This is a genomic window from Actomonas spartinae (genome assembly GCF_051209155.1).
Lineage (GTDB): Bacteria > Verrucomicrobiota > Verrucomicrobiia > Opitutales > Opitutaceae > Actomonas.
On record NZ_JBPJGB010000002.1, the window covers coordinates 439,196 to 465,870 of the forward strand.

Below are 26,675 nucleotides of genomic sequence, written 5' to 3' on the forward strand. Positions count from 1 at the left end.
GCCTGATCAACCCTAGGAGATTCCCATGCCCAAGATCCTGCTGGTAGAAGACAACGAGATGAATCGCGACATGCTGAGCCGGCGCCTCAAGAAGCGTGGCTTCGAGGTCGACATCGCGGTGGACGGCATCGCCGGCGCGGAGGCGGGTCTCTCTGGTGCGCACGATCTCATCCTGCTCGATATGAGCCTGCCGGGCCTGACCGGCTGGGAGGTGGCCAAGAAACTCAAGGCCGAACCCGCCGTTGCCGGCGTTCCCATCATTGCGCTCACCGCGCACGCCATGGAGTCCGACCGCCAGCAGGCCCTCGCGGCCGGCTGCGACGAGTTCGAGACCAAGCCGGTCGACCTCAAGGCGCTCCTGGCCAAGATCAACTCCTTGCTCGGCCTGGAGGCGGCGGAGTGAGTGAGGGGGCGGCAGACTCGCCGTCGACGGAGTCGGTTTCCGAACTCGCCAAGTTGCGCCATGACCTGCGCACGCCGCTGAATCAGATTCTTGGATACAGCGAACTTATTTTGGAGACCGTCGAGGATGACGATCTGCCCGATCTCGAGAGTCCGCTCAAGCAGATCAACAAGCTGGGCAACACCCTGCTCACCCGGCTCAACGAGTCGATGAGCCCCTACCGCATCTCCGCCGGCCGCTTCAACTTGGCGGACCTCCAGGAGGAGCTGGCCGGTCCGCTCGATTCCATCGCGCCATTTCACGCATCCTGCCGCGATCGCGCCGCCGGGCTCGGCCGCGAAGACATTGTCGCCGACCTGCACAAGATCATGTCGGCGGTGAGCAACCTGCGGGTGACGCTCGCCAAGGCCATCATGCCCGCTCCGCCCGAGCGCGCCGATGCCGCCCGCGCGGCGACGACGGTTCCGCGCGCCGCTGCTCCCAGCGCGGCCCCGGCCGAACGCCTCAATGGCATGCTCCTGGTGGTCGACGACGACATGATCAACCGCGAGATGATGTCCCGGCGGCTGGAGCACATGGGCTTCGACGTCGTTTTGGCCGAGAGCGGCGCGCAGGCGCTGGAGCTGTTGGCTGACTCCGCTCCGGATCTCATTCTGCTCGATATTCTCATGCCGGAGATGGACGGCTTCGAGACCTTGGAACGCATCAAGGCCAACCCGGCCTGGTCGTTCCTGCCGGTGATCATGCTGACCGCACTCGACGATGCCGAAAGCACCGGCCGCTGCATCGCGGCGGGCGCCGAGGACTACGCCGCCAAACCTTTCAACGCGACCGTGCTGCGGGCGCGTATCAGCTCGGCGCTGGAAAAAAAACGCCTACGCGAAAACGAGGCCCGTCTTCTCGCACGCATCCACGAGCTCGAAGCGAAGCTCGCAGGGTAGTTGCCTGTCGTTCTCCCGGCCTGCTGGTGGGATCGAGAGAACGAGAAGGAGATCGTTGTAGCCGGGGTCGTTGATCCCGGTTCGCCGCCTCACTTCGTCACCCCAAACCTTTCACACGTGTAAGGTTGGCGAAAGGAAGTGGTAAGCGACCTGTGCTATTGTCGTCGGCATACCACGGGAAAACCCACTTTCAACCATCGCCATGAACACTTCTTACCAACGCCACCCCCAGCGCGGTCGGGCCCTGCGGGCCTCCGTGATCGTTTTCGCCGCCGCCGCCCTCGGCTGGACCGGCGCCGCCATTGCTTCCTCCGGCGACAAGGCGGAAACCAAGGTCGTCGTGAAAGTCGACGAGACGCCCCTCAACCGCGAAGCCGACGGCGGCCTGCGCGTCAGCTTTTCACCCATCGTCAAAAAGGTCGCGCCCGCCGTGGTGCAGGTCGAGGTGACCGATGAGGTGCAGAAGGTGTCCGCCGCCCAGTTGCCGCCCTTCCTGCGCGACCCGCGTATGCGCCGCTATTTCGGTCTGCCCGATGGCGACGAGTTTGAGCTCCCCCGCGCCGAACCGCAGCGCGGCGCCGGCTCCGGCGTAATCGTGAGCGAGGATGGCTACATCCTCACCAACAACCACGTCGTGCAGAATGCCGATAAGATCGAGGTCACGCTCGACAACGGTAAGACCCACAAGGCCACCGTCGTGGGCACCGACCCCGACACCGATCTCGCCGTGATCAAGATCGAGGCCGAAAACCTGCCGGCGCTCACCTTCGCCGATTCCAACGCCATCGAAGTCGGCGACACCGTGCTCGCGGTCGGCAATCCCTTTGGCCTCGGTCAGACCGTCACCAGCGGCATGGTCAGCGCGCTCGGCCGCGCCACCATGGGCCTCGCCTACGAAGATTTTATTCAGACCGACGCCGCCATCAATCCCGGCAACTCCGGGGGCGCGCTCGTCGATACCAACGGTCGCCTTGTCGGCATCAACACCGCCATCCTTTCCCGCTCCGGCGGCTTCCAGGGCATCGGCTTCGCCATCCCGGCCAACCTCGCCCGCAACGTCATGCAGCAGCTTGCCACCGACGGCAAAGTCACCCGCGGGTTCCTCGGCGTGTTCCTCGACGAACTCACACCGGAACTGGCTGAACAGTTCGGCCTCGAGGAAAACACCAAGGGCGTGCTCATCAGCGACGTCAGCGAAGACACCCCGGCGGAGAAAGCCGGCCTGGAGCACGGTGACATCATCGTCTCGGTCAATGGTCGCTCCTACAACTCGCTGCGCGAACTGCGCTTCGCGGTCGCGAACCTGCGGCCGGGCGAGGAAGCCGAGTTTAAGATCATCCGCGATGGTGACGAGAAGACCATCGACGTGGAAATCGGCAGCCGCGACGGCGACGTCGCCGCGTTGAATCCCAACGTGGACAAGGCCGATGAAGGCTCCCTCAACGGCGTTCAGGTCGCCAACCTCGATCCGCGTCTGCGCCGCCAGTATGGGGTCCAGTCGCGCACGCAAGGAGCCTTGATCGTCGAGGTCGACCCGGAGTCCGCCTCCTACGAAGCCGGCCTGCGCCCGGGTATGGTGATTCTCGAAATCAATCGCCAGCGCGTGACGGATGCCGACGAGGCCGTGCAGCTCACCGAGAAGTCCTCGCCCGACGGCAAGACCCTCGTGCGAGTCTGGAGTGCCCGCTACGGCTTTGGCTACGTCGTGGTCGACGAATCCGGCGACGAGTAAGCGCCGCGCCCATTTTGCATAGGTATTATCAGTGTTGTGTTAGGTAAGTCAGAGCCCGCCCCGGCGGCGACCGATGCTTCAGGTCATCCGGTTCGCCCCGGGGCGGTTTCTTTTTCCGCCGGGCTTTACGCCCGCGGTCCCTCCGCCCAATCATGGAATCCGTGCGCATACTCGTAGTCGAAGACGACGCCAAGATCGCCTCCTTTGTGGTCAAAGGCCTCAAGCAGGAGGGCTACGCCGTGGACCATGCGCCCGATGGCGACACCGGCCTCACGCTCATCACCACGACGCCCTACGATGCCGCCATCGTCGACATCATGTTACCGGGCCTTGATGGCCTGTCGCTGGTCAAGCGCCTGCGCCTCAACCTGCCGGACTTGCCGGTGCTGTTTCTGAGCGCGCGCTCAAGCGTGGAGGATCGCGTCAAAGGCCTGCAGGCCGGCGGCGACGACTACCTCACCAAACCCTTTGCCTTTGCCGAACTTTCGGCCCGACTCCAAGCGCTGCTGCGGCGGGCGGTGCGCACCCCGGAAACCACCCGCCTTACGGTCGGGGACGTTTCGCTCGATCTGGTTTCGCGGGTCGTGACCGTGGGCGAGAACTCGATCGAGCTGCAGCCGCGCGAGTTCACTTTGCTGGCTTACCTCATGCGCCACCCTGACCGGCCCGTCACCAAGACCATGATCCTCGAGCACGTGTGGGACTACAGTTTTGATCCGCAGACCAACGTGGTCGATGTATTGGTTTCACGCTTACGCGCCAAGGTGGATCCCGACAAGTCGCGCATCGAGACGGTGCGCGGGGTCGGTTACGTGTTGCATGGCCATGGCCGGACTTGAGCAGATTCGTCGCTCGCTGGCGCTGCGTTTCACCCTGTGGTTCGCCGGCTGGTTCACCGTCGGCTTCGTGGCGATCTTCGCCGGGCTTTATTGGTTGCTCGGCCAACAGATCGAGGCCCGCGACTACGAGGACCTGCAGCAGCGGCTGCAGCAGTATTCCAATGTCTATGTCTCCAGCGGCCTGCGTGGACTGCAGCGCCGTATCGCCGAGGACAGCCAGCAGCCCAATGTGCGCTCACTTTTTCTGCGGCTTGTCGGGCCCAACGGCAGCCAGGTCTGGGGCAAGATTCCGCCGGATTGGTTGGAGTCAGACCAAGCGGTCGTCGTCGTGCCCGACGGCTGGGGCCGCTGGCGGGAGCAGACGGTCGAGCGCGTGCGTATCAAGCGCAGTGCCGAGCGGGACATCGCCATCGTTTCACAGGCCCTGTCGGACACGGTGCTGTTGCAGATCGGTCGCTCGACCGACAGCCGCGAAGCCTTGCTGGAGCCCCTGCGGCGGACCTTCGCGTGGGTGGCGGGGGCGGTGGTCCTGATCGGCATCGGCGGCGGTTACCTTTCGGCCCGGCGCACGACCCGACCGCTGCGTGAAGTGGTGGCCATCGCTCGCGGGATCATCGAGACAGGCAGGATCGACGCCCGCGTGCCGGCGCCGCGTAACAACGACGAGGTCGCGGAATTGGTGCGCCACTTCAACAGTGTGCTCGATAAGAACGCCGGGCTCCTCCGCGCGATGCGTGAGGCGCTTGATAACGTCGCGCATGACCTGCGCACGCCGCTGACCGGCCTGCGGCTTTCCGCCGAGACCTCCCTGCAGCGGGGGGGGGTGGATGCGGATACGGCCGAAACGCTGGGCGACGTGATTGAGCGCAGCGATCAATTGCTCGCACTCTTGCGGGCGCTGATGGAAATCTCCGAAGCCGAGGCCGGCATGCTCAAACTCGAGCCTGTCGTGTGTGACTTGGGCGAAATCGCGCGCAACGCGGCCGAGCTTTACGAAGAAGTCGCGGAGGCCGCCGAAGTCAGTCTCACCATCGCCGCCGGTGCCCCCGTGCCGGTGACGGCCGACCCCACGCGTATGCGGCAAGCCGTCGCGAACCTCGTCGACAACGCCATCAAATACACGCCGGCGGGCGGCAGTGTGACGGTGTGGGCCGGCCGCGAAGGCGACGAGCGCGTGGTGCGGGTGAGCGACACGGGCCCCGGCGTGCCGGTGGCCGAACACGGCAAGGTATGGGAGCGGCTTTATCGTTGTGACCAGAGTCGCACTGCCAGCGGCCTGGGCCTCGGCCTCAGTATGGTGCGGGCAATCCTCCGGGCCCACGGCGGCGACGCGACGGTGCAAAACGCCAAAAACGGTGGTGCCGTCTTCGAACTCCGCCTGCCGGGTAACGCGGCCTAGAGGCACAGTTGGATTTAACAGGAGGGAACAGAGGGCAACGGAGCCGTCAGCCTGACGAGTTTTTACAGAAGGCAACAAAGTGAACGAAGGGTTCATCCGGTGAGCTTTCTTACCTTCGTTCCCTTCTGTGAAAACTTCAGTGGAGTGGCTCTGTTGCCCTCTGTTTTCTCCTGTAAAAACAGAACCTTGCGAATGTAGCGATGGTTGCGCCGGGCGGGAAGAAAGGGGACGGTTGGGGCCTCTTGTCTCCGGCCCATGCTCGATACCGTCCAAGTCATCATTCCCGCACTCGATGAAGCGGAAACGATCGGCGGTGTCGTATCCGCTTTGCGGGCACAGGGTCTCACTCGCATCCGGGTGGTCGACAACGGCAGCTCCGACGCCACGGCGCAGGTCGCACGTGAGGCCGGCGCCGAGGTTTTGGCCGAACCGCGGCGCGGTTACGGGCAAGCCTGCTGGACGGGTTACCAACAGCTCGACAAGGCGGTGGAGTGGGTGCTCTTCGCCGACGCTGACGGCAGCGACGACTTGCGGGATGTGGCGCGATTGATCGCGGCGGCGCGCGACGGCGCGGACTTTGTATTGGGTGATCGCCGTGCCCGTCCGGAAGGGCGCGCCGTGATGACGCCGGTGCAACACTTCGGCAACGGTCTGGCGACGACGTTGATGCGGTTGGGCTGGGGACAACGCTACGGCGACCTCGGCCCGCTGCGCCTGATCCGGCGCGCGGTGCTCGAACGCATCGGCATGCGTGATCGTGGTTTCGGTTGGACGATCGAGATGCAGGTGCGGGCGGCAGAGGAAGGTGCCCGCATCGTCGAACTGCCGGTTGGCTATAAGCGCCGCGGGGGCGGCCGCTCCAAGATTTCCGGCACCGTGCGCGGCAGCATCGCCGCCGGCACCATCATCCTGAGCACCCTCGCCACGCTCTGGTGGCGGCGCCTCACTTGTCACGTCCTGCGTGACAAAGGGGCGGGCGCGCTTGTGCTTTTGGGGGCGGGTTTGCTGATGCCGTGGGGGGACTTTGCTGCAGCGGGGACGGTGCCGTGGTTCTTGGCGGCGGTGGCGGTGATGGCCTTGGGGTGGCTGGCGAGCCTCTCGTTGCCATCGGTTTCAGCGGCCTGGTTCTGGGGGGTGGCGATCGGCGCGCGGGTGCTGTTGTTGCCGATGGCGCCGGGCGATGATGTGTGGCGCTACCTGTGGGAAGGGCGCATGCAATCGGCGGGCTTTTCGCCTTACCTGCATGCCCCCGACGATCCTTATCTCGTGACCTGGCGTGATGCCACTTGGGCGTTCATCAACCACAAGGAATTTTCGGCGATCTATCCGCCGCTGGCGCAGATCGCCTTGCGGCTGATCACCGCGGTTTCGACCACGGTGTTGGCGATGAAACTCGCCTTCATTGTTGCGGATCTCGCGGTGTGTCGGCTGTTGGCAAAACGCTTCGGTCTGCCGGCAACCTTGGTCTACGCGTGGAATCCACTGGTCATCTACGTCGGCGCCGGCGGCGCGCACTACGAATCGTTGCTCGTGCTCGCGCTGGTGGCCGGCTGGTTGGCCTGGCCCGAACCAAAGTGTCACCCATTAGGTGACACTTTGGCCGAGGAATCGGGTTGGGGAGGTGGTGCGGCGGGCCGGGGGCGGCGATGGGCGGCGGCCTGGTGGCTGGGGGTGTCGGTGGGCTTGAAGTGGATTTCGGCGCCGCTGGTGGCGTGGTGTGTTTGGGCGCGGCTGCGAGCGCGGGATTGGAAGGGCGCAAGCCAGGTGGGCACGATCGCGGGGGTGCCGTTGATGCTCGGTTTGGCGTGGTTTCACGTGGATTTTGGACGGATCGGCGAGCTGTGGCCACGGGATTATGTGGCGTGGGCGCGCACGGCGGAGTTGGTGCCGTGGTTGGTGGAGCTGGCGTGGCCGGCGAGTGCCTCGCGCAATGGGGTGGCTTTGCTGATCTTTGCCCCGGTGGCGGCGTGGATCTTTTTCCGGGCGCGTTCGCTGACCGGATTCGGTGAGACGTTCCTGTTGGCGGTGCTGGCCTTTTCGCCGTCGGTGCACCCGTGGTATTTCGTGTGGGTGGTGCCTTTTGCGGTGGCGACGCGGAATCGGGGCATCCTGGCGGTGAGCGTGAGTGTGTTTGTTTATTTTTGGCTGTGGGAGCGACAGGCGGTGACCGGTGAATGGCACCAAACTTGGATCGAAAAGGGGATGATGTGGGCGCCCTTGTTGCTCGGCTGGGCGTGGTCACGACGGAGGCTAAAGGCATGAAACCCACGGTGTTGATCTTCCTGAAGGTGCCGGAGGCCGGTGCGGTGAAGACGCGCCTGGCGGCGGTGGTGGGAGAGGTTCGGGCGCTGGCGATTTATCGATGGCTGGTGGAACGGCAGGTCGCGGCGATCCCGCGCGACTGGCCGGTCGAGGTGCATTACGCGCCGGGCACGGCGGCGGCGGAGGCGGCGATGCGGGGGTGGTTGGGTGAGGCGTTGGGGCGCTCGTTCTGGCCGCAGTCGGAGGGCGATCTCGGTGAGCGCTTGCAGAGCGCGACGCAGGCGGCGTTTGGGCGCGGGGCGGAGGCCGTGTTTTTGATTGGAGGGGATTGTCCGGATTTGGATGAAACGCGGTTGCGAGAGGCCGCCGCGGCGATGGTGGCGGCGGATGTAGCGATGGCGCCGGCACGCGATGGAGGGTATTGTTTGCTGGGGATGCGCGCACCGCAGCTCGAGCTGCTGACCGGCATCGCTTGGAGCACAGCGCGGGTGGCGGCGCAAACGCGGGAGCGGGCGCAGGCGGCCGGTCTTGCTCTGGTGGAGCTGGCGGAAATGGCCGATGTGGATACGGCGGAAGATTGGGCGCCGTGGGACTCGCGTTTGCCTTAGTCGCAATATCAGTCGAGCTTGAGCGCGTTCGTGGCTCCTCCCTTTGCCAACACCTCCCCCTTCTCGCACCAGATCAAGTGGTGGCGGCAGCTGCGTTTTCGCGCGACGATGGCAATGGTGGGTCTGTCGCTGCTGGTGACCGGCGCCTTGTTTGTGACCAACTACCTGATGGGGCGGCGGGAGTTGCTCGAGGAGTTTCAGCGCCGCGTGGAAACCATTGCGGGCACGGGTGCGGTGGCGATCGGTGGCGATGGGCTCGAAGTGATTGAATTCCAGCTCGATTACCTGACGGACGAGTTTCAGGCGGCGCGTGATATTTTGAAGCAGATCCAGGTGCGCAATGGCCTGAATGAGCAGGAGATCTACGTGCTGCGGCCCGTGAACGAAGAGGATCCGTTTGAGACCGAGTTTGTCGTGATGACGGCGGCGGAGCCCTACATCGCAAATCGGTATAGTATTCGGGAGCAGAATCGGCAGGCTTACCTCGCCGCGCTCAATGCCGGTGCCATCACGTCGACCGACATTTACGAATCCGATGTGGGCGAGTGGATCAGCGGTTATGCGCCCATTCGCGATTCGTTCGGCGAAATCGTGGCCGTGCTTGAGGTCGATCAACAGGTGCAGCGCTACGATCGGGCCCTGAAGGAGAAGCTGCTCATCGAAGCGCTGGTCACGGCGGCGGCGCTGGCGATTGCGTTGACCGCCATCCTGTTCCTCACCGGGCGGCTGATGCGAGGGATCGAGCAACTCGCGGTGGCGATGAAGCGCTTCGAGCGTGGCGATACCGAGGTGCAGCTCGACCTGAAGTCGGAGGACGAGATCGCGGCGATGGCCGAGACCTTCAACAGCATGGCCTATTCGGTGGGGGAAAAGTTAAAGCTGCTGCCGTTCGTATCCCGATTCACGGCGTCGGCGGTCGAAAAAAGCCGCTACGTGGAGAACTGGCTCGATGGTCAGGAAACCGAGGCGGCGGTGCTGATCACGGATGTGCGCGGTTTCACCTCCTCGGCCGCCGATATGGCGCCGGCCGATCTGCTGCGTCAGCTCAACGACCTCCTCACCCTGCAGACCGAGGTCGTGCATGCCCACGACGGCGATGTGGACAAGTTCATGGGCGACGCCGTTCTGGCCGTGTTCACGGGGGGAGATCCGTTGGAGCGGGCGGTGCGTTGTGCCCGTGAATTGATGTCGCGGGTGCAAAAGCAGACCCACGACTGGCCGCAGGGTTGGGCGCTCGGTGCGGCGGTAAACCGGGGCAAGGTGGTCGTCGGTGCCGTCGGTTCGCCGGCCCGCCGCGACTATACGGTGATCGGCAACACGGTGAATCGGGCGGCCCACCTGTGTGGTGCGGCGCGACCGTGGGAGGTCTTGTTGCCGCCGGACCAGTGGGCTGAGCTCTCGCCCGAGCTGCAGGCGTTGTTTCCGCATGAGGTGCCGGTGAAGACCAAGCATCAGGTGCAGCCCGAGCCGATGCGCTCCCACCGGCGTGACGCGTTGACCGAGACTCCGTGGTGAACCTGGTTGCGCGGAGCACTTGGGTGGTGGGGCTGGCCGGAGGACTGGCCGCGTTGGCCTATGCGTGGCTGGCGTGGTGGGCGGAGGCGACGGACGCACGGGTCTGGCTCGGCACGGCGCATCTGATTGGCTGGTTGGCGATGGCGGCGGTGCTTTGGCGGGGGCGGGACTCGCGGCGGACCTGGTGGCTGATCGCGGGATTTGGGCTGGGTTTCCGGTTGCTCGGGCTGGGGGCGGCGCCGAGTTGGGAGGATGACTACCATCGGTATCTGTGGGACGGATACGTGACCACCACGACTGGCAACCCCTATGCCTTCCCGCCCCTGGCGGGATTTCAGACCGAGGGGGAAGTGCCGGCGGGAGTCGCGGACGCCTTGGATGGCATCAATAATCCGGACCTGACCACGATTTACGGGCCGGTTTCGCAGGGAGTGTTCGCGCTGGCGGCGAGCATGGCGCCGGGGTCCCTGGTTGCCTTGAAGCTCTGGTTGTTGCTGGCCGAGTGCGTGGGGTGGTGGGTGTTGCGCCCGCACCTGGGTTGGCGCGGCTGGCTGCTGGTGTGGTGGTGCCCGCTGGCGGTGACGGAGTTTGCGTTTGCCGGACACCCCGAAGCGGTCGGCGTCGCGCTCGGGGCCGTGGCTTTGGCGGCGTGGCAACGGGCGCGCGGCGGTGGGTCGGCCCTCGCGGTGGCGCTGGCCACGGCGGTGAAACCCTTCGGGGCGGTGCTGGCCCCGTTTGTGGTCTGGCGATTTGGTTGGCGAGCGGTGGCGGTGGGCTTGCTGGGCTGGGTCGCGTGTTACCTACCGTTTTGGCTGCAGGGATCGATGGGCGAATGGCCGGCGGTGCGGGCCATGTCACAGAGTTTCGAATACAACTCGACCGGTTTCGCGGTGTTGGTGGCGGTGCTGCCGGGGAGCTGGGCAAGGGGCGTGGCCGGAGGTTTGACGGTGGGCATCGCGGCGTGGCTGGGGTGGCGGTGGTCACGCGGGCCGCGGGCCGCGTTGCCGCCGGTGGCGCCGATCCTGGGGGTGGCGCTGTTGTTGTCGCCGGTGGTGAATCCCTGGTATGCGCTGTGGTTGCTGCCTTGGCTGGGAGTGCAGCCGCGAGCGTGGGGGATCGGGGTGCTGCTGGCGGTGCCGTTGGCCTACACCCACGGTTGGGGCGGGACGATGGGGGCGGGCGTGGACTACACGCACCCCTGGTGGACGCGGCCGCTGGAGGTGGCGGTGGTGGTTGCGGCGGTGGTGGTGGGCCACTCGCTGACGCTCGCGGCGATGCGGCGACGCGGCTCAGAAGTTGAGTGACGCGGCGCCGACGATGACGTTCTTCTTGGGGGTGTTTTCGCCGTCGAGGGTGCGGGCGTAGCCGAGACTGAGCGTGGAATCCGGGCGCCAGGCCCAGGTGAGCCCGACTTCGATGGTGCGGTTCTTCTCCCGCACATCGGTGAAGCGGGGCAGGCTGAAGCCAGGACCGAGGATGTCGATGCCGCCGACCGATTGTTTCTCGCGCAGGCCCAGCGAGAAGGTGAAAGCGTCGATGGTCTTGTAGGCGCCGAGGCTGGCCTCCCATTCGTCGGGGACTGAGCTGCTGAGGAAGCGATAGGTGAGGTCACCGTAAAGACCGGCGTTGGCGGCGATGAGTTGCTTGCCGAACTTCACGCCGAATTCCCAGCCGTCGGCGCCGTCGGAGACGGCATTAAGGAAGCCGGTGTCGTAGGTGCCGGCAATGATGGCGCCGAGGCGGAGGGTGACCGTGGGGGTGGCCTCGTTGAGGCTGCGGTATTCGTCAATGATGCGCCAGGAGGCGCCGAGGCGGATGTCGGCCAGGCCACTGCGGGTTTCCTTGCCGTTGGTGGTGAGCACGTAGGGGCCGAGGGGGCCGCCTTGGTAGTTTACATTTGAATACGCAAGCGTGGCGTCGAGCCCGAGGTTGGGCGTGAGGCCGTATTCGATTTCGGCGCCGGCGGTGACTTGGGTCAGGTGGCCGGGCAGGGTGGCTTTGTTGTCATCGAACCAGAAGTCCCTGGCCCATTGCACGGAGGCGGTCGGGCGCAGATTGCCGGTGCCGGGGCTGGGAATGTAGGCCGAGGAGGCAAAGCCCGTGGCCGCGGTGATGAGACCGGTGACGGAAAGGAGTAGGTGTCGCATCAGGATACGCCCTCCGTGAGACGGAAGCGAAGTTCCAGGTAGTAAATCAGGGCGTCGACGCCCGAAGCATCGAGGCTGCGGGCGAGTTGGGGCACGTCGAGTTTGGCGCGGGCACGGTCGGGAATCTGGTCCACGACGGCGGAAATTCGTTGTTCGTTGGCCGACGTGGCGGCACTTGCCCTGGCCCCCGACGCGGCGAGGTTGGCGCGACCATTGTAGATGGACTTGCCGAGATTGTAGGCCTCGGGATCGATGCTGCGCACCACGTCGGATCGCAGGCGGGGCGGAGCGGGAGGGTAGGTGCCGGAGGCAATCGCGCTGCAGCTGGAGGCAAGGGCACCGAGCAGGATCAGCGAGAAGAGTCGGGAGTTGGCTCGTAGTCGCGAGGGCATTCGCGGCAAGGGACTCAGCGGGTTGAGCGCCGTCAACCGAGGGATCTACTTATTGCCCGCGTTGGGCCCGTTCGAGCCTACCTGACTGTGCGCAATTGCACGCTGTCGACGAAACGGTCGTTGGAGAGAATGTCGGTGGCGACGATGAGTTTGTCACCGGTCTGCACGCGCCCGTGGCGTTGGAGCATCTTGATCGCGTTTTCAATCGTGTCGTTGGGGTCGGAGGCGAGCGGCATGACGAAGGGATCGACGCCACGCAGGATGCGCAGGTGGCGCAGCGTCTGCACGCTGTTGGTCATGGCGTAGATCGGGGCGCGGGCGGGGCGCAGCGCGGAGAGGGCGGCGGCGTTGAAACCGCGGCGGGTGAAGGTGAGCAGGGCGCTGTTGGGCAACTCGTTGGCGAGGACGACGGCGGATTGCAGGACCTTGACCTTCTCGCCTTCGAGCAAGGCGGGCTCCTCGAAGACCAGGTCGCCCTCTTCCTCGATGCGGCGGGCGATGCGGTCGAGCGTGTTGACGCACTCCAGCGGATATTTGCCGATGGTGGTTTCACCGGAGAGCATGACGCAGTCGGCCTCCTCGTAGACGGCGTTGGCGACATCGGTGATCTCGGCGCGGGTGGGCACGGGGGAGCCGATCATCGATTCGAGCATGTGGGTGGCGATGATGACGGAGCGGCCACGGTCGAAACAGGCGCGAACGGCGCGGCGTTGGATCACGGGCAGGTCTTCGATGGGGCATTCGATGCCGAGGTCGCCACGCGCGACCATGAGGGCGTCGCACTCCTCGATGATTTCCTCGAGGTTGGTGATGGCGGACTGGTCCTCGATCTTGGCGATGATACGGGCCTTGGAGCGGTTCTCCTGCAGGAAGCTGCGCAGCGAGGTGATGTCCTTGCCTTCGCGCACGAAGGAGAGCGCCACGAAGTCGATGCCTTCCTCGATGCCGACGAGGGTGTCGCGGCGGTCTTTTTCGGTGAAGGCCGGCAGGCTGACGCGCACGCCGGGCAGGTTGATGTGGCGGCGGGACGTGAGCTGGCCGTCGATGAGCACCTTGCACCGGATGCGGGGACCGAGCTTTTCGAGGACCTCGAAGCGCATGAGGCCGTTGTCGACGAGCACGATGTCGCCGACGGAGATATCATCGATGAGTTTCTCGTAGTTGACCCCGACGGAGCGGATTTCTTCGGGGCTTTCGCCGGGGGCGCCGGGGCGGACTTTAAAATCGAAGGTTTCGCCGGCCTTGAGTTCGATAGGCGCTTCGACGTCGCCGGTGCGGATCTCCGGGCCCTTGATGTCCATCATGATGGCGATCTCGCGGCCGACCTTTTGCGACACCTTGCGGATGCGCTGGATGATCATGCGGGTCCACTCGTGGTTGGCGTGGGCCATGTTCAAACGGGCGACATCGACGCCGGCGCGCAGCAGTTTTTCGAGGATCTCTTCGCTTTCGGTGGCGGGACCGAGGGTGAAGACGATCTTGGTGCAACGGGGACGGTTGGGCGGGAGATCCATGGGCGGCTCGGATGTTGGCGGCGCCGGTCGGGCCTGCAAATGGCAATCTAAGGCTAACGGGTGACGATTGCTTGCCCGTTAGGTGACCGTTTGCCGGCTCAGGCCAGTTCCAGGGTCGGGGTGCCTTCGCCGGGAGGCACGATGGAAAACATGCAGGAGGCGAGGCGGGTGCGCAGGTCGGCGAAGGTGCGTTCGACGGCGTCGAGGCTGTTGCAGTCGCGCGAGAGATGGGTGAGGCAGATGTGACGCCAGCGCGGGCTCGCGATCTCGGCGAGGATCTCGAGGGCGCCATCGTTGGAGAGGTGGCCGTGGCGGCCGGAGATGCGTTGTTTGGTGGACCAGGGGCGGCGATGGTCGGCTTCGAGGAGTTGGGCGCAGTGGTTGGACTCGATGGCGACAAGATCGACCTCGGCGAGACGGTGACGCACGTGGTGGGGAATGTGCCCGAGGTCGGTCAACCAGGCGAGGGCACGGCGGGGCGAAAACAGATCGCCGTCGTCGCCGGTGCTGAAGGTGAAACCGACCGGCTCCTGGGCGTCGTGGGGCACGGAGAAGGCGTCGACCTCGAGATCGCGAAAGCGGAAACGGGTGCCGGTTTGGAAGACCTGCCAGTTCGCCTTTTGCCGGAGTTTGCCCTGCACGGCGCGCGCGGTGGCGGCATTGGCGAAGAGGGCGAGGTGCGGGTGTTTTTTGGTGAGGGTGTCGAGGCCGGCGGTGTGATCACCGTGTTCGTGGGTGATGAAGACGGCGGAAATCTCGTCAAAACGGGTGCCCGCTTCGTGGAGCAGTTGCGTGAGTTTGCGCGCGGAGAATCCGGCATCGATCAGCACCTGCGCGGACTCGGTCTGCAGCAGGGCCGCATTGCCCGAACTGCCACTGCCAAGAATCCGAAACCGCATCGCCATGCAGAGGGATTGATGGGGCGGGTCGGGCGGCGGCAAGGGTTTTTACGCTAGGGGTGTGTCTGGGAAAGCCGAGGGGCCAGCGTGAGTGGGAAGAGAGCCTCGCGCCAGGCGGGCGCAACGAAGGAGGCCCAGCGGGCCTTGCCGTCGCGGACAACGCCGGGCCAGGCTCTCCTCCTGCTCACCCTTCGGGCTGGGACGGAGCCGGCGGCATGCGGCGTTGTCACCGAACCACTGTGTCCACGGGCACATCCAGCCCGGTTCCGCCTTGCCTGCCTCCGACTGCGTTCCCAGCGATGGCCCCTCGGCTTTCCCAGACACACCCCAGAGCGCGGCGGCGATGCTTGAGAGTGGACGCCAAAGCCGGTGGGGGCTCACTGTGTGGGTCCCCCTTGACCCCTATGAAAACCTTTTGCTGGCGTTCGAGCGGTGTGTTGGCCGCGTTGTGTGTGATGACTCCGCTGCTGGCGCAGCCGCTGCAAGTGCGCGAGGACGCGGCCACGATCACGGTGCGCCGCGGCGACCAGGCCGTGTTGTCTTACCGGAAACTGCCGATCCCGCTGCCAGAGGGCGTCGATCCGGTGTTTGCGCGCACGGGCTACATCCACCCGCTGCGCACTCCGGCGGGCGGCGTCGTCACGAGTATCTATGCACCCGATCACTGGCATCACCTCGGCCTGTGGCACGCGTGGGTGAAGACGCAACATCGTGAGCGGTCGCTTGATTTCTGGAACATTGGCGGGAAAGGCGCAGGCATGCGCTACGTGAAAACCTTGGCGCTGGACCCGGACGGCGAAGAGGTCGGCTTCGCCGTCGAGCAGGAGAGTTTTGCGGCCGACGGCACCACCGGTGTGCCGGTGGAGACGATCCTGCGGGAACGACTCGAGGTGCGGGTGCGGGCTGCGCATGACGTTTACCTCGTCGACTACGATTTTACCCAAACCAATGTCACCGCCGCCCCGCTCGAGTTGGAGGCCTATCGTTACGGTGGCGGCATTGCCTACCGGGGACCGGACAACTGGAACGCGGAGAACAGCCGCTATCTGACCTCTGACGGCTATGGTCGTGCCGACGGCCACACCACTCGCGCGCGTTGGGTTGAAATGGCGGGCGCGCTCGAAGACACCGGGGCGCGCGGCGGGGTGGTGATCCTGTGTCATCCGGCCAACCGCGACGCGCCGCAACACGTGCGCATCTGGGACGATGGTCACGTCTTCTTCAACTATGTGCCGGCGCAGGAACACGCCTTCACGGTGGCGCCGGGTGAGACCATGACCTGGCGTTACCGCGTGGTCACCTTCGACGGTGAGCTCTCCGTTGAACGGATGGATGCGCTCTGGGCCGCCTACGCGGCGGAATCTACGTCCGGCCATTGACGGCGGGGCGGTTGCGATCAGGTTGCGCGCCCTCATGGCCCGCGCATCCCGTCAATCCCGCCCTCCCCAACGCTCGTTGCCCGGCACGGTTTACGTGACGCGGCAGGTGCATTTCAACGCGGCGCACCGGCTGCACAATCCGGACAAAAGCGCGGCCTGGAACAGGCAGACCTTCGGCCCGTGCAACAACGCCAAGTGGCACGGGCACAACTACGTGCTCGAAGTCACCGTCGCGGGCGAAACCGATCCCGAGACCGGCTATGTGATTGATCTGGGCGATTTGAAAAACGTGTTGCAGGAACGCATCCTCAAAGCCTGCGACCACCGTAATCTGAACGAAGAAGTGCCGTGGTTGCGCGGACTCATCCCTTCGGCTGAAAACCTCGCCATCGCGTTCTGGCGCCGCTTGGAACCGGCGCTGCCCGCCGGTCGCTTGCACCGCGTGAGGCTCTTCGAGACGCCGCGCAACTTTGTGGATTATTACGGACCGGAAGGCCGGCCGGACTGATTAACCGTCCGCGCCCGCCCAGGTTTTCGTTCCAACCGGCCGGCGCCCGAAATGTGAAAAACGAAATGAAAAAAAAGCCTCGGAAGACCATGTATCTGCACCGCGCCGGCGGCGAAGCGCCGCGGATGTCGCGCAGCTACGACGCGAAATTCAAGCTGACGCCCGCCTACCGCGACAGCCTGCCCGACATGATGGAGGCGGAGGATGCGATCCAGGGCGCGGTGGTGCCGATCCAGCAGGTGGGCGTATCCAATTTTCGCCTACCCTTGAAATTCAAGACCAAGGCGGGCGAGGTCCATACTTTGGAGACGGCGGTGACTGGCAGCGTGTCGCTCGAGGCGACGCTCAAGGGCATCAACATGAGCCGCATCGTGCGCTCGTTCTACGAGCATCAGGACGAGGTGTTTACGCTCGATCGGCTGAAGCGCATCCTCACGAAATACCAACGCAAGGTCGAAGCGCTCAATGCCCGGATCAAGCTGAGCTTTTCCTATCCGATGCTGCAGCCTTCGCTGCGCAGCGGACTCGAAGGCTGGCAGTATTACCAGGTCGCCTTCGAGGGGGTGATGGATGCGAAGGGCGTCTTCCGGAAGTTTATCGAGTTCGATTTCGTCTACTCGTCGGCCTGCCCATGCAGCGCGGAACTGAGCGAGCACGCCCGCGATGTGCGCGGGGCTTACGCAGTGCCGCACAACCAGCGCTCGAAAGCGCGGGTGCGCATTGAGGTCGCGCCGGGCAAGCGGCTGGCAATCGAGGACCTGCAGCGGCACTGCGCCAACGCGCTCAAGACCGAGACGCAGGTGATGGTGAAGCGCGAGGACGAGCAGGCCTTTGCCGAGCTCAACGGCGCGCACATCAAGTTTGTGGAGGACGCCGCGCGCTTGCTCTACGCGGAGCTGAACGCGGACGCGCGCATCGCCGATTTTGAAGTCGCCTGCTCGCACCTCGAATCGCTGCACTCGCACGACGCGGTGAGTGTCATCTGCAAGGGCGTGCCCGGCGGCATGCGCGCCGACTTCATGAACTTCCGCGACCTAGTTTGTTGAGGAACCGGGAGGTGAAGTTTATCAACCACGAACGGACACGAAGGGCTTCGGCCACCGCCTACGCACCGGACCTGGTTCAATTTGATTGGGCGAAACGGTAGTGTAGCCATTCGTGTCCATTCGTGGTTAATAATGAATCATGCCTAAGCCTGTTGTTTTGATCACTGGCGCCTCGCAGGGAATCGGGGCGCAGATTGCGAAAACCTTTGCCACCGAAATGGGGACCGGCGTGCGGCTCGCTCTCGTGGCCCGCAACGAGAAGAACCTGCAACGCATCGCAGCAGTGTGCGCCCGACGCGGCGCGGAGGTGGAGACCTTCAAGAGCGACGTGAGCAACGAAACCTCGGTCGCGACCATGGCCGTGGCGGTGAATAAGCGCTTCAAGGCCGTGGATGTGTTGATCAACAACGCCGGGCGTTTTCTGCCGACGGAGTTTCTGAGCATGAGCGTCGAGGACTTCGACGGTTTGTTGAATGCCAACCTACGCAGCCTCTTTCTCGTCTCGCGGGCGATCGTGCCCGGCATGGTCAAACGCGGCAAAGGCGACGTCTTCAACATGAGCTCGATTGCGGGGCTCAACGCCTATCCGGGCGGCGCCGGTTACTGCGCGGCGAAGTTCGGCGTGACCGGCTTGTCCAAGGTCATGCGCGAGGAGTTGAAAGACAAAGGCGTGCGGGTGACGACGGTGTATCCCGGCGCGACGGTTTCGCCGTCGTGGGATGGCAGCGGAGCGGACCCCAAGCGCATGATGCCGACCGCCGATGTCGCGCGAGCGTTTTACGACATGTATCGCCTATCGCGCAGCACGGTCGTGGAAGACATCGTGCTGCGGCCGATCGGCGGAGACCTCTGATCAATCGTTCCAGTCGCACAGGCTGGCCACGTGGGCGGCGCTGCCGTCGCGTTGCCAGCCGTCGAGTTGGGCCTGGTCTTTGAGCTGCTGACCGCGTTGGCGGGGCACGAGGGCGAAGACGCTGGGCACGTCGGGCAGGGCGGTCATGTCGCCCCAGAGTTTTTCAAACTGCATGACCGGGAAGATGTCTTCCTGGCCGGCGCCCCAACGCTTCTTGACCTCCTTGATGGTCACGTAGGTGGGCATGCGGGCGGCGACGGCGCGCACGGCCTCGGCGGTGCGTTCGGCGTTGCCCACTTCGTCGCGGGTGAGGCCGAAGAGTGCGAGCAGGCGGTCGATGTCCACCCAGCAGGTGTTGGCGTTGTAGTAGGAGAGGCGGAACTCGTCCTCCTCCTTGGGCAGGGCGAGACCCTCGACGAGGCGCACGCGGCCGTCGATGCGGGCGAGGCCGCCGCCGTGGTCCTCGAGGCGTTTGGTGATGACCTCGCCGCCGAGCGTGGCACCGCTGGCTTGGAACCAGCCGAGCATGGCGGGATCGGCGGTGACGCCGAGGGTGTCGATATTGTGCACCATGAGGGTGCGCAGATTGGGTTGCTGCTGCAGCAGGGCGGCCAGGATGCCGTTCTTGAGCAGGTTGGGGAGTTCGAACCAGTGGCCCACCGGGTGCAGGCATTGGCTCGGCAGGTTGTCGGTGTAGTCGCTCGCCTCTCCGACGGTGCGGGCCCAGTTGGTGAGCGCAGCCCGCACGCTCTCCCGCATCTTTTCCTTCTGCTCGTCGAGTTTTTGCTGGGCGGTTTCCTGCCAGGCGAACTGCAAGTCGCGGACGGTTGGCACGAGGCGCAGGCCGATGGAGCGGCCGGGCGAGAGAAACACGTCGCGTTCCCAAGCCTCGCCGATGAGGGGCCGCAGGTAGCGCTCGGTCGCGCCGTGGGTCAGGTAGCTCGTGGTGAAGACGTGCGGGATCGACGTGCCGGCGGCGCGGGCGATTTGGCGCGTTTTGGCAAGTTGCACTTCAATGAAGCTGCGATGGCGGCCGGCGAATTTGGCGAAGGGGTACAGGCCTTTGACGACGCCGGCGCCCTGTGTCCAGCGACTGCCCACGCCGGCGGCGTAGGTCACGACCGCGAGTTCACCGCGAGCGAGCGCGGCTTCGCCGGCGGCACGAAAGTCGGCGCCACTGGCGGCGAGGTTCCACACGTCTTCGGGAGCAACGTCGCCGATTTGCGTGGTCGAGGGCAGGCGGTTGAGCGCGAGGCCGATGCGGCCGTCGCGCAGGTCGGCGCGGATTTGCTCGTGCTGGGCGCGATCGAAGCCGTTGGCGGCGAGCAGGGCCGGGAGGTTGGAGGTCTTGTCGTCGGCATCGTCGACCTCGGGCAGCAGGCGGTCGAGCAGGCTCGGCAGCGCGGCGGCGAAGTCGGGCCGGTCGCGGGCGGCGCGGGTGAATTGATTGATATCGACCTGCTCGCGGTGGGTCAGCTCCCGCGCGTCGCGGCGCAGGATGCCGGGCGTGACCTGACGGTAGTAAGCGGCGGGCAGGAGGGCTTCGTCGTCGGTGAGCAAGGTGCCGGTGGAGCCGTTCTCGTTGATGGTGAAATCGTAGACCACCGGGTCCATCGCGAAGGGCAGCGAGGCCTCAAGGTCGCGTTTGGCGGCCAGCATGATCTCGAGGAGCTTGGCCTGGCCCTCGGCCTTGCGGTGGGGGGCGAAGATGAAACCCATGCCGCCGCCGGACATGCCGCCGAGCATCCAAAAACCCCAGAAATCCTCGCCGAACGCGGCGCGGGTCTCGGCGATGAGGCGCTCGGTGTAACGGTTGCTGACCCACGGGATGATGGTTTGCAGCGGGCCGGTGAAGTTGGCCTCGAGCTCGGCGCCGAGCGCGCGAATGTCGCCGGCGGCGAGCAGCTCAAGGATGCGGTCGAGGGTGGCGTTGGTGGTCTGGCGGGCGGTCCACTCGGCGGCGCCGCGCAGCAGGTATTTTTCGGTCACCATCTCCAGGATGGGGCCGACGTTTTGCGCCATGCCGCCGTGCACGAGCACGAGCGAGTCCTGCAGGGCTTGGCGTGCGGACGGCGGAATCCGGTCGGCGCCGAGGATGGTGTGGCGGGGCAGCAGGGTGCCGCGGGAAATGCCGTATTCAGCATCCGATGACGAAGCGGGGGCGCCCTCGATGAGTTTGATGCCGGGCCAGAGTCCGCCGGAGTCCTGCCAGCCGCCGCCGGAGCCGCCGATCCATTCGCCGAGGATGGCGCGGGCGGCGACGATGCGGCGTTCGTCCTCGGTCATGGGGCCGTCGAGGGTGGCGATCTGGCCGGTGGCGCGCATGCAGGCGGCGATGAGCGCGCCGAGCAGATTGGTCGAGACGGCGAGGCGCGAGCCCTTCGGGATGCCGTTGACGTTGGACACCAGTTCGAAACCGCGGCCCTTGCCAAAAACGCGCCCGAGCAGGTGGCCCAGCGACGCGCCGGAACGTTCGATGCCGGGCGGCACGATGCCCGCGGCGATGACGGCGGCCTTCAGCAATCCGAGATAGTCACGACCGAAGTCGAAGACCTCGTCGAGGTCGGAGATGCAGACGCTCGCCTCAAGGTCGACCGAGGCGAGGCGGATGACCGGCTCGTCGATGACGCGGAAGAAGGCTTCGACCGGTGGGCGGGTGGTTTCGTCGCGGCCGTGAACGCCGAGGTCGATGGAGACGTTGAGGACGCGAGCGCCCTCGGGGTAGTCCATACCGAGGAAAAAGATGTCGCTCCAGGCGCAGTGGGTGAGGTCCATGCGGACGGCGGTGCGTTCGAGCAGCAGCGAATAGGGCGCGCGGGGCGAGGCGCGCGCGAGCATTTCGCGGCGGACCTTGAGCGGCTGGTCGAGGGGATGACCGAGGCGGAACATCCAGGCATTGCCGCGGGTGGAGCGCACGGTGCGGCGCACTTGCCCGGCGAGGGTTTCGAAGGCCAGCGCGTGGTAACCGGCGGCCAGGGCGGAGCTGAGCGATTCGGACGGCCCGTCCTCGGTCTGGGCGCGGCGCAGGCGGGTAAGGGCCTCCTCGAAGCGGCGCTCAAGTAGGTGCTTGAAAGCTGAATACGGCACGCGGCCGGAGCGGGGCAGGTCGGCGCGGGCGGGCAGGTGGTAGCGGTGGATGGCGCTGAGGAAAAACAGCGCGCGCACGCGGTGGTAGAGGTTGGCGTCGCGCCGGCGGTAGGCCTCGAGCTCCTCGCCGGCGGCGAGCAGGTCGGCGACGGATTTACCGTCGCACCAGGCGTCGAGCGCGGTGTCGCGTGTGGCGGCGTCTTCGCTGCCGATGATGGCGGTGAGGGGGGCGGTCATCGGACGAGCGGCTTAGCGGCCGGTTTGGGCAAGGAGCTCGATGATCTGGGTGAGCACGAGGTCGCGGTCGCGGCCGCCGAGCGAGAGGGCGAGCTGGGCGGTGAGCAGGCCGTAGTCGGCGCCGATGTCGTAGCGGCGGCCGCTGATGTTGAGCGCAAGGTAACGACGGCGGGTGGCGAGGGCAGCCAGAGCCGGCGAGAGACCAAGCGGGGCGTCGGGCAGAGCGGCACGTTGTTCGTCAAGGATAGCGAAGACCTCGGCGTCGAGCACATGCAGGCCGAAGAAGCAGAGGTAGAAGCCGGCGCGCATGCCGGGCACGAGCAGTTCCTGCTCGGCGACGGTCGGGGTGGGCTTTTCGAGCACGGCCTCGATTTCGTAAAGCGGACGGTCACCGCCGAGGAGTTTGCCGCCGACGGCGCCGAAGGAGGTGAGCTGGCTTTCGCGGGTGGGTTGCACGGCGGAGACGGGAGCCTGCTCGGCGGCGGCGATGTCGAGCAATTGACGGGCGCAAGACAGGTCGGTGTCGCTCAGGTGAAGGTGGTCGCCGACGAGGTGAAGGAAAGGTTGATCACCGATGGCGGCGCGACCTTGGAGGATGGCGTCACCGTAGCCGCGGGGTTCGGGTTGCACGGCGAACTGCACCCGCGACTTAAACTCGCCGCAGGCGGCGGCGTAGGCTTGCTCGTCGCCGGGGCAGACCACGACCACGAAGTCCTCGATGCCGGCGCCGTCGGCTTCGCGCAGGATGATTTCGAGCGCGGTGCGCGGCGTGCCGTCGCGATCGATGAGCGACTGGAGGGGGAGGGTGCGCTGGCGCGGGTTGGCCGCGGTGATGAGGGCGTGGCGGACGTTCATGGACGGGCGCCAAGCTCAGGGGCGCCGGACGGCGCGGGCAACTTCAATTACCGGCGGGTGGCGCCTTGAACATGGCGGCATCGATGATCGACCAGAGGTGAATGATCCAGCCCATGAAGATGAACCAAAGCGCAAAGGCGGCGACGAACATGATGCCGGCCTTGAGGGCCCGACCTTGGATGAGTTGACCCAGGCCGGGGATGAAGAAACTGGCGAGGGCGGCGATGACGTTTCCGGCGGAGCCTTGTTGGGACATGGCGGAAATGAAGTGGATTCAGCGCTTCGGCGTCAAGGTGGCGGGATCCGGGATGGCGCGGGCGGCGTCGTCCTCGCTGGCGGGCTTGGGCTTCGGTTCTTCATCCGCATCGTCATCGGGTTTGGGTGGAGGCGGCAGGTCGGCGGGCTGGGGGTTGTTGAGCTGTTGCGCGAGCGTGGTGTGGCGGTCCTGGCGGATGCGGTGAATGACCTTCTGGAAGAACAGGTTGTTGGGAATGCGCCATTGCGACCCCTGGTGATCGAGCACCGTTGTGAAGAAGAAATTGATGTCGATGACACGGCCGGAAACGTTCTCCGACGGCAGCGCGATGTCGTCGCCGACATGGAAGGGGCGCAGGATCACCAGAATCACGGTGGCGGAGGTGTGACTGAGGAGCGACCAGACGGCGACGAAGCCGATCGCGACCATGGCGAGCACGGTGGAGATCATTGCCCACAGACCGCCGAGTTCGAAGCCAAAGACGCCCAGGACGAGCACGAAGGTGATGACCCGCACCAGCCAGCGCAGCACGTTGCGGGCGGGCGCGGTGTCGGTGTTCGTCAGGTGGGTGCGGCGGGCGAGGATGGTCAGGCCGCGGCCGATGAGCAGGTTGACGATGATGCCGCCAAGGATCACGGCGGCGGCGACGGGCAGCGCGGCGAGCAGCTTGGGCAGGATTGAACTGATTTCGTTCCAGAGTTCGTCGAAGGTCATAAGGGTGATGACAGCGGATCGCGTGCCCGGTTTGCGGGCAGGCGGGATAAGACTCGCGGGGACGCGTTCAGTAGGCGGGGGTGGCGCCGCGTTGTGTCGCGACCCATTCGCCGTGGCGGCAGGCGCTCACGAGCGCCTCCGCCGGGGAGCAATCTTCCTTCAGCAGGTGGGAAACGAGTCGGGCCAGGAACGCATCGCCGGCCCCGATGGTGTCGGCCACCTCAACTTTTTTACCGGATTCCCAATGCCAGTCGCCGTCGATGAGCAGACCCGCGCCGCGTTCGGCGGCGGTGATGCACACCATGCGGGCGCCGCGGTCTTGGGCGAGAGTGCGGGCCATGGCCTCCTCGGAACCGGGTTCCTCGGCGTCGGCTCCCAGCACGATGCGCGCGGCCTCCTCGGCGTTGAGTTTGATGAGGGTGGCGGATTTGGCCAACTCGCGGACGAGTTGCAGATCGTCGTGCGGGGGGCGGAGATTGACGTCGAAGATGCGCCAGGCCGTGGGCGGCAGGACGGCCAGCAGGCGGTCCAGTGCGGCGCGGTTGAACTGCGCGCGCTGGGCGAGGGAACCGAAAACGATGGCCTGCGCGTTCATGGCGGCGCGGGTGGCGTCCTCGGCCACGAGAATCTGGTCCCAGGCCACGCTCTGGGTGATTTCGTATCTGGCGTCACCGGAGTCGCCGAGCGAGGCGATGACCGTGCCGGTGGGCAGGCCCTGATGGGTGGCGAGGGTGTCGGTGTTGAGGCCCCAGTATTTGAGCCGCCGCAGCAGTTCGTCGCCCAGCCGGTCGCGGCCGATGCCGGAAATGAGGCGGACGTCGGTATCCAGTTTATGGAGATGGTAGCCGACGTTGAAGGGAGCGCCGCCGGGGAAGAGTCCCTCCGGCAGGAAGTCCCAGAGAATTTCGCCAAAGCAGAGAATGGTGGGACGCATGAGTCGAGTTGGGGTTGGAGGGTTCAGTCGCTGCCGTTCTTGGGGTCGGCCTCGACTTCCTGACAGGCCCGAATGAAGCAGGCGGCGGACCAAGCCTGATAGGCTTTGCCCATCGGGCGGCCGGTCTGGCCGTGAACCCATTCATTGAACTCCCATTCGTGGTCGCGCCCAAGGCGGTTGACCTCGGCGAGGCGGTGGAGTTCGCGGCAGGCCACCTCATGCAAGCCGAGGCGATGAATGAAGCGCACCCACATGCCACCGACGAAGGGCCAGATGCCACCGTTGTGGTAGTGGTGGGGCAGGTTGAGCAGGTTGACGGTGTAGTAGGCGCGCCAATCGGGGTCGCCGGCCTGCACGACCGGATAGAGGTTGGCGACGGGGAAGGGTTCGTTGACGCCGACCCCCCACATGAAGCGAAAGGCTTCGCGGGCGCGGTCGATGTCGAGCAGGTTCATGAGGAAGGCCAATACGTTGCCGAACACATCGCAGCGCCAGTTGAAGGCGAAGGGGGTGATTTCCGCGAGCAGGTAGTGGGTGTCGCCGAGGTTGAACTGGCGGTCGGCGAAGTCGCGGTGCGGGCCGCCGTTGGTCTGCTCCTTGGTGGTGGGCCAGAACATCGAGAGCAGCTTGGCGCGGATGTGTTGCGACCAGCGCAGGTAGTCGGCGGCGCGGGCGTGGTCGCCGCGAAACTCCAGCAGCCGACCGTAGCAGATGTTGGTGCGGAACCAGAGAACTTCGTCGTAGAGCACGTTGTAGCTGCGGCCGAAGAGATCGGTCCAGTCGCCGGCCTCGGGGATTTCGAGCAGGCCGTCGTTGTTGCTGTCGTGGGCGGCCAGCCAGTCCATCGCCCGTTGCAGGGCGGCGGCGTGTGTATTCAGAAAATCAATATCCCCGGTGCGGTCGACGTAGTTGTAGGCGGCGATGATGAGCCAGAGGCCGGAGTCGATGGCGCAGATGTTGCCCACGCCGGAGTAGTCGGGCGTGCCGTCGTCGATGCGGACGTTGGCGGGGATCTGGCCGGTGGGGGAGATGGCGCCGATGAGGGTTTCGAGGGTGCGGCGGGAGCAGGCGCGCACCTCCTCGTCGTCCAAGTCGAGTGAGTTGATGACGGTGATGGCGCCGTCGCGGCCCCAGACGGAGCGGTAGTTCACGTCGGTGCCGGTGACGGAGTTGTCGGCGAGGGAGCAGGCGGAGAAGCCGAGCGGGGTGATGTTGCGTTTCAGCGCCTCGACGGCCTTGCCGTAGGCGGTGTGGACGAAGGCCTTCTCCTCCTCGTTGAGGCCGCCGAGTTTCGTGCCGGTGAAGAGCATCTTGAAGTCGGTGCTCATCTTCCCCTTGGGGATGGCGGTCTCGTTGGCGCCAGGGGGCAGGCAGGCGACGCCGAAATGGCACAGACCTTCGACCACGCCGTCGGCCATGATCTGGTGGGCGTGGAAGAGGTGCGGGTGGCCGATGGTGGCCTCAAGCAGTTCCGGTTGGGCGTTGAGCACCGCGATGGCGTGCACGCCGGGCACGTTGAACATGCTGCTGTCGTTGCCGGTGTCGCCGGCGACGACGACCGAGGAGAGGGGGATGCCGAGATGTTTGCAGAGCCAGCGCAGCGCGCCGCCTTTGGTCGCGGCGGATGGCAGCAGGTCGAGGTCCCGGGCGCTGGAGTAGACGAGTTTCGCCTGAATGCCGTTCTCGGCCACGAGGCGTTCGAGTTCCTGCAGGCGCTCGGTCTTGGCGTTGCGCAGATACCAGCTCGACTTGTGGGCGTTCTGGTAGCGGTCCGGCTGGATCGAGAGATCCGGCTGTTCGTTCAAAATCTCATGCACCCGGTCGCGGTCCCAGCCTTGGTCCAGCTCGGCGAGCCAGTCGTCCAGCAGACGGTCCTCGCGGGCATCGAAAATCTCGGTGCCAACGCCGCCGATGTAGAGATCGGGCCGCGGCAGTTCGCCGTCGGCCACGAGCTGCTGCATGTCCTCGACGAGGCGGCCGCTGTTGTAGACGAGCAGCGGACGTTCATCGGGCGTGAGGGTTTCCCACGCGGAAACGAAACGCTGGGTCGACTCGGGGTTGCCAAGCAATGTGCCGTCGAGATCGGTGCTGAAGAGGCGAATGGGAGCGGAAGTGGAAGCGGCCATGGGACCAGAGCCGGAATTTTGCGGCGGTG

At 65.6% G+C, this 26,675-nt stretch carries 23 protein-coding genes; 13 read left to right on the plus strand and 10 right to left on the minus strand.

Annotated elements, in window-relative coordinates; genetic code table 11:
- Positions 1 to 25 precede the first annotated feature (25 nt).
- The 9 genes from AC0MRV_RS09800 to AC0MRV_RS09840 all read left to right on the plus strand — a co-directional run bounded on the left by AC0MRV_RS09800 (position 26) and on the right by AC0MRV_RS09840 (position 11,003).
- Positions 26 to 403, plus strand: a complete 378-nt coding sequence (locus AC0MRV_RS09800) for a response regulator (RefSeq protein ID WP_472764281.1) — start codon at positions 26 to 28, stop codon at positions 401 to 403.
- Positions 400 to 1,344 carry an ATP-binding response regulator gene (locus AC0MRV_RS09805; RefSeq protein WP_472764282.1) on the plus strand — a complete coding sequence of 315 codons (945 nt, stop codon included), beginning with the start codon at positions 400 to 402 and terminating at the stop codon, positions 1,342 to 1,344. The genes AC0MRV_RS09800 and AC0MRV_RS09805 overlap by 4 nt, the downstream gene beginning before the upstream one ends.
- Positions 1,345 to 1,546: 202 nt before the next feature.
- The gene (locus AC0MRV_RS09810) at positions 1,547 to 3,076 is read left to right on the plus strand and encodes a DegQ family serine endoprotease (RefSeq protein WP_472764283.1); all 1,530 of its coding nucleotides are present in this window, start codon (positions 1,547 to 1,549) and stop codon (positions 3,074 to 3,076) included.
- Between the two features lie 161 nt (positions 3,077 to 3,237).
- The gene (locus tag AC0MRV_RS09815; protein ID WP_472764284.1) at positions 3,238 to 3,915 is read left to right on the plus strand and encodes a response regulator transcription factor; all 678 of its coding nucleotides are present in this window, start codon (positions 3,238 to 3,240) and stop codon (positions 3,913 to 3,915) included.
- Complete coding sequence (locus AC0MRV_RS09820) at positions 3,902 to 5,314, plus strand: sensor histidine kinase (protein ID WP_472764285.1); 1,413 nt, start codon at positions 3,902 to 3,904, stop codon at positions 5,312 to 5,314. The genes AC0MRV_RS09815 and AC0MRV_RS09820 overlap by 14 nt, the downstream gene beginning before the upstream one ends.
- Before the next feature lie 255 nt (positions 5,315 to 5,569).
- Complete coding sequence (locus AC0MRV_RS09825; RefSeq protein WP_472764286.1) at positions 5,570 to 7,576, plus strand: glycosyltransferase family 2 protein; 2,007 nt, start codon at positions 5,570 to 5,572, stop codon at positions 7,574 to 7,576.
- Positions 7,573 to 8,184, plus strand: a complete 612-nt coding sequence (locus AC0MRV_RS09830) for a TIGR04282 family arsenosugar biosynthesis glycosyltransferase (RefSeq protein WP_472764287.1) — start codon at positions 7,573 to 7,575, stop codon at positions 8,182 to 8,184. The genes AC0MRV_RS09825 and AC0MRV_RS09830 overlap by 4 nt, the downstream gene beginning before the upstream one ends.
- Positions 8,185 to 8,214: 30 nt before the next feature.
- Complete coding sequence (locus AC0MRV_RS09835; protein WP_472764288.1) at positions 8,215 to 9,699, plus strand: adenylate/guanylate cyclase domain-containing protein; 1,485 nt, start codon at positions 8,215 to 8,217, stop codon at positions 9,697 to 9,699.
- The gene (locus AC0MRV_RS09840; RefSeq protein ID WP_472764289.1) at positions 9,696 to 11,003 is read left to right on the plus strand and encodes a hypothetical protein; all 1,308 of its coding nucleotides are present in this window, start codon (positions 9,696 to 9,698) and stop codon (positions 11,001 to 11,003) included. Before AC0MRV_RS09835 ends, AC0MRV_RS09840 begins: the two co-directional genes overlap by 4 nt.
- On the opposite strand, the gene AC0MRV_RS09845 is transcribed toward AC0MRV_RS09840, so the two are convergent.
- The 4 genes from AC0MRV_RS09845 to AC0MRV_RS09860 form a co-directional block, all read right to left on the minus strand.
- The gene (locus tag AC0MRV_RS09845) at positions 10,989 to 11,846 is read right to left on the minus strand and encodes a hypothetical protein (protein ID WP_472764290.1); all 858 of its coding nucleotides are present in this window, start codon (positions 11,844 to 11,846) and stop codon (positions 10,989 to 10,991) included. The two genes, AC0MRV_RS09840 and AC0MRV_RS09845, sit on opposite strands and share 15 nt — an antisense overlap.
- Positions 11,846 to 12,238: a hypothetical protein gene (locus AC0MRV_RS09850; protein WP_472764291.1), complete on the minus strand. Its 393-nt coding sequence runs from the start codon at positions 12,236 to 12,238 to the stop codon at positions 11,846 to 11,848. Before AC0MRV_RS09850 ends, AC0MRV_RS09845 begins: the two co-directional genes overlap by 1 nt.
- A 77-nt stretch (positions 12,239 to 12,315) precedes the next feature.
- Complete coding sequence (pyk, locus tag AC0MRV_RS09855) at positions 12,316 to 13,752, minus strand: pyruvate kinase (RefSeq protein ID WP_472764292.1); 1,437 nt, start codon at positions 13,750 to 13,752, stop codon at positions 12,316 to 12,318.
- Positions 13,753 to 13,850: 98 nt separating this feature from the next.
- On the minus strand, positions 13,851 to 14,693 hold the full coding sequence (locus AC0MRV_RS09860; protein ID WP_472764293.1) for an MBL fold metallo-hydrolase: 843 nt from the start codon (positions 14,691 to 14,693) through the stop codon (positions 13,851 to 13,853).
- Between the two features lie 362 nt (positions 14,694 to 15,055).
- Between AC0MRV_RS09860 and AC0MRV_RS09865 the strand changes: the two genes are divergently transcribed.
- From AC0MRV_RS09865 to AC0MRV_RS09880, 4 genes are all read left to right on the plus strand, one after another.
- Complete coding sequence (locus AC0MRV_RS09865) at positions 15,056 to 16,030, plus strand: DUF6807 domain-containing protein (protein ID WP_472764294.1); 975 nt, start codon at positions 15,056 to 15,058, stop codon at positions 16,028 to 16,030.
- A 34-nt stretch (positions 16,031 to 16,064) separates the two neighbouring features.
- Positions 16,065 to 16,538, plus strand: a complete 474-nt coding sequence (locus AC0MRV_RS09870; RefSeq protein WP_472764295.1) for a 6-pyruvoyl trahydropterin synthase family protein — start codon at positions 16,065 to 16,067, stop codon at positions 16,536 to 16,538.
- A 65-nt stretch (positions 16,539 to 16,603) separates the two neighbouring features.
- Positions 16,604 to 17,584, plus strand: a complete 981-nt coding sequence (gene folE2 / locus AC0MRV_RS09875) for a GTP cyclohydrolase FolE2 (RefSeq protein WP_472764296.1) — start codon at positions 16,604 to 16,606, stop codon at positions 17,582 to 17,584.
- 139 nt (positions 17,585 to 17,723) lie between these two features.
- Positions 17,724 to 18,437 carry an SDR family oxidoreductase gene (locus AC0MRV_RS09880; RefSeq protein ID WP_472764297.1) on the plus strand — a complete coding sequence of 238 codons (714 nt, stop codon included), beginning with the start codon at positions 17,724 to 17,726 and terminating at the stop codon, positions 18,435 to 18,437.
- Here the strand turns inward: AC0MRV_RS09880 and AC0MRV_RS09885 are convergent, their stop codons facing one another.
- The 6 genes from AC0MRV_RS09885 to AC0MRV_RS09910 form a co-directional block, all read right to left on the minus strand.
- Entirely contained in the window at positions 18,438 to 21,761 is a 3,324-nt protein-coding gene (locus tag AC0MRV_RS09885; protein WP_472764298.1) for a UTP--glucose-1-phosphate uridylyltransferase, read from the minus strand.
- A 12-nt stretch (positions 21,762 to 21,773) separates the two neighbouring features.
- Positions 21,774 to 22,616 (minus strand): sugar phosphate nucleotidyltransferase, encoded by an 843-nt coding sequence (locus AC0MRV_RS09890; RefSeq protein ID WP_472764299.1) that lies wholly within the window; start codon positions 22,614 to 22,616, stop codon positions 21,774 to 21,776.
- Between the two features lie 43 nt (positions 22,617 to 22,659).
- Positions 22,660 to 22,872 carry a hypothetical protein gene (locus tag AC0MRV_RS09895; protein WP_472764300.1) on the minus strand — a complete coding sequence of 71 codons (213 nt, stop codon included), beginning with the start codon at positions 22,870 to 22,872 and terminating at the stop codon, positions 22,660 to 22,662.
- An 18-nt stretch (positions 22,873 to 22,890) separates the two neighbouring features.
- Positions 22,891 to 23,586, minus strand: coding sequence for a mechanosensitive ion channel family protein (locus AC0MRV_RS09900; RefSeq protein ID WP_472764301.1), 696 nt, complete (start codon positions 23,584 to 23,586; stop codon positions 22,891 to 22,893).
- A 67-nt stretch (positions 23,587 to 23,653) separates the two neighbouring features.
- Entirely contained in the window at positions 23,654 to 24,520 is an 867-nt protein-coding gene (locus AC0MRV_RS09905) for a PfkB family carbohydrate kinase (RefSeq protein ID WP_472764302.1), read from the minus strand.
- Positions 24,521 to 24,543: 23 nt separating this feature from the next.
- A complete protein-coding gene (locus AC0MRV_RS09910) occupies positions 24,544 to 26,646 on the minus strand; it encodes an HAD-IIB family hydrolase (RefSeq protein ID WP_472764303.1) in 2,103 nt (700 codons plus the stop codon).
- Positions 26,647 to 26,675 lie beyond the last annotated feature (29 nt).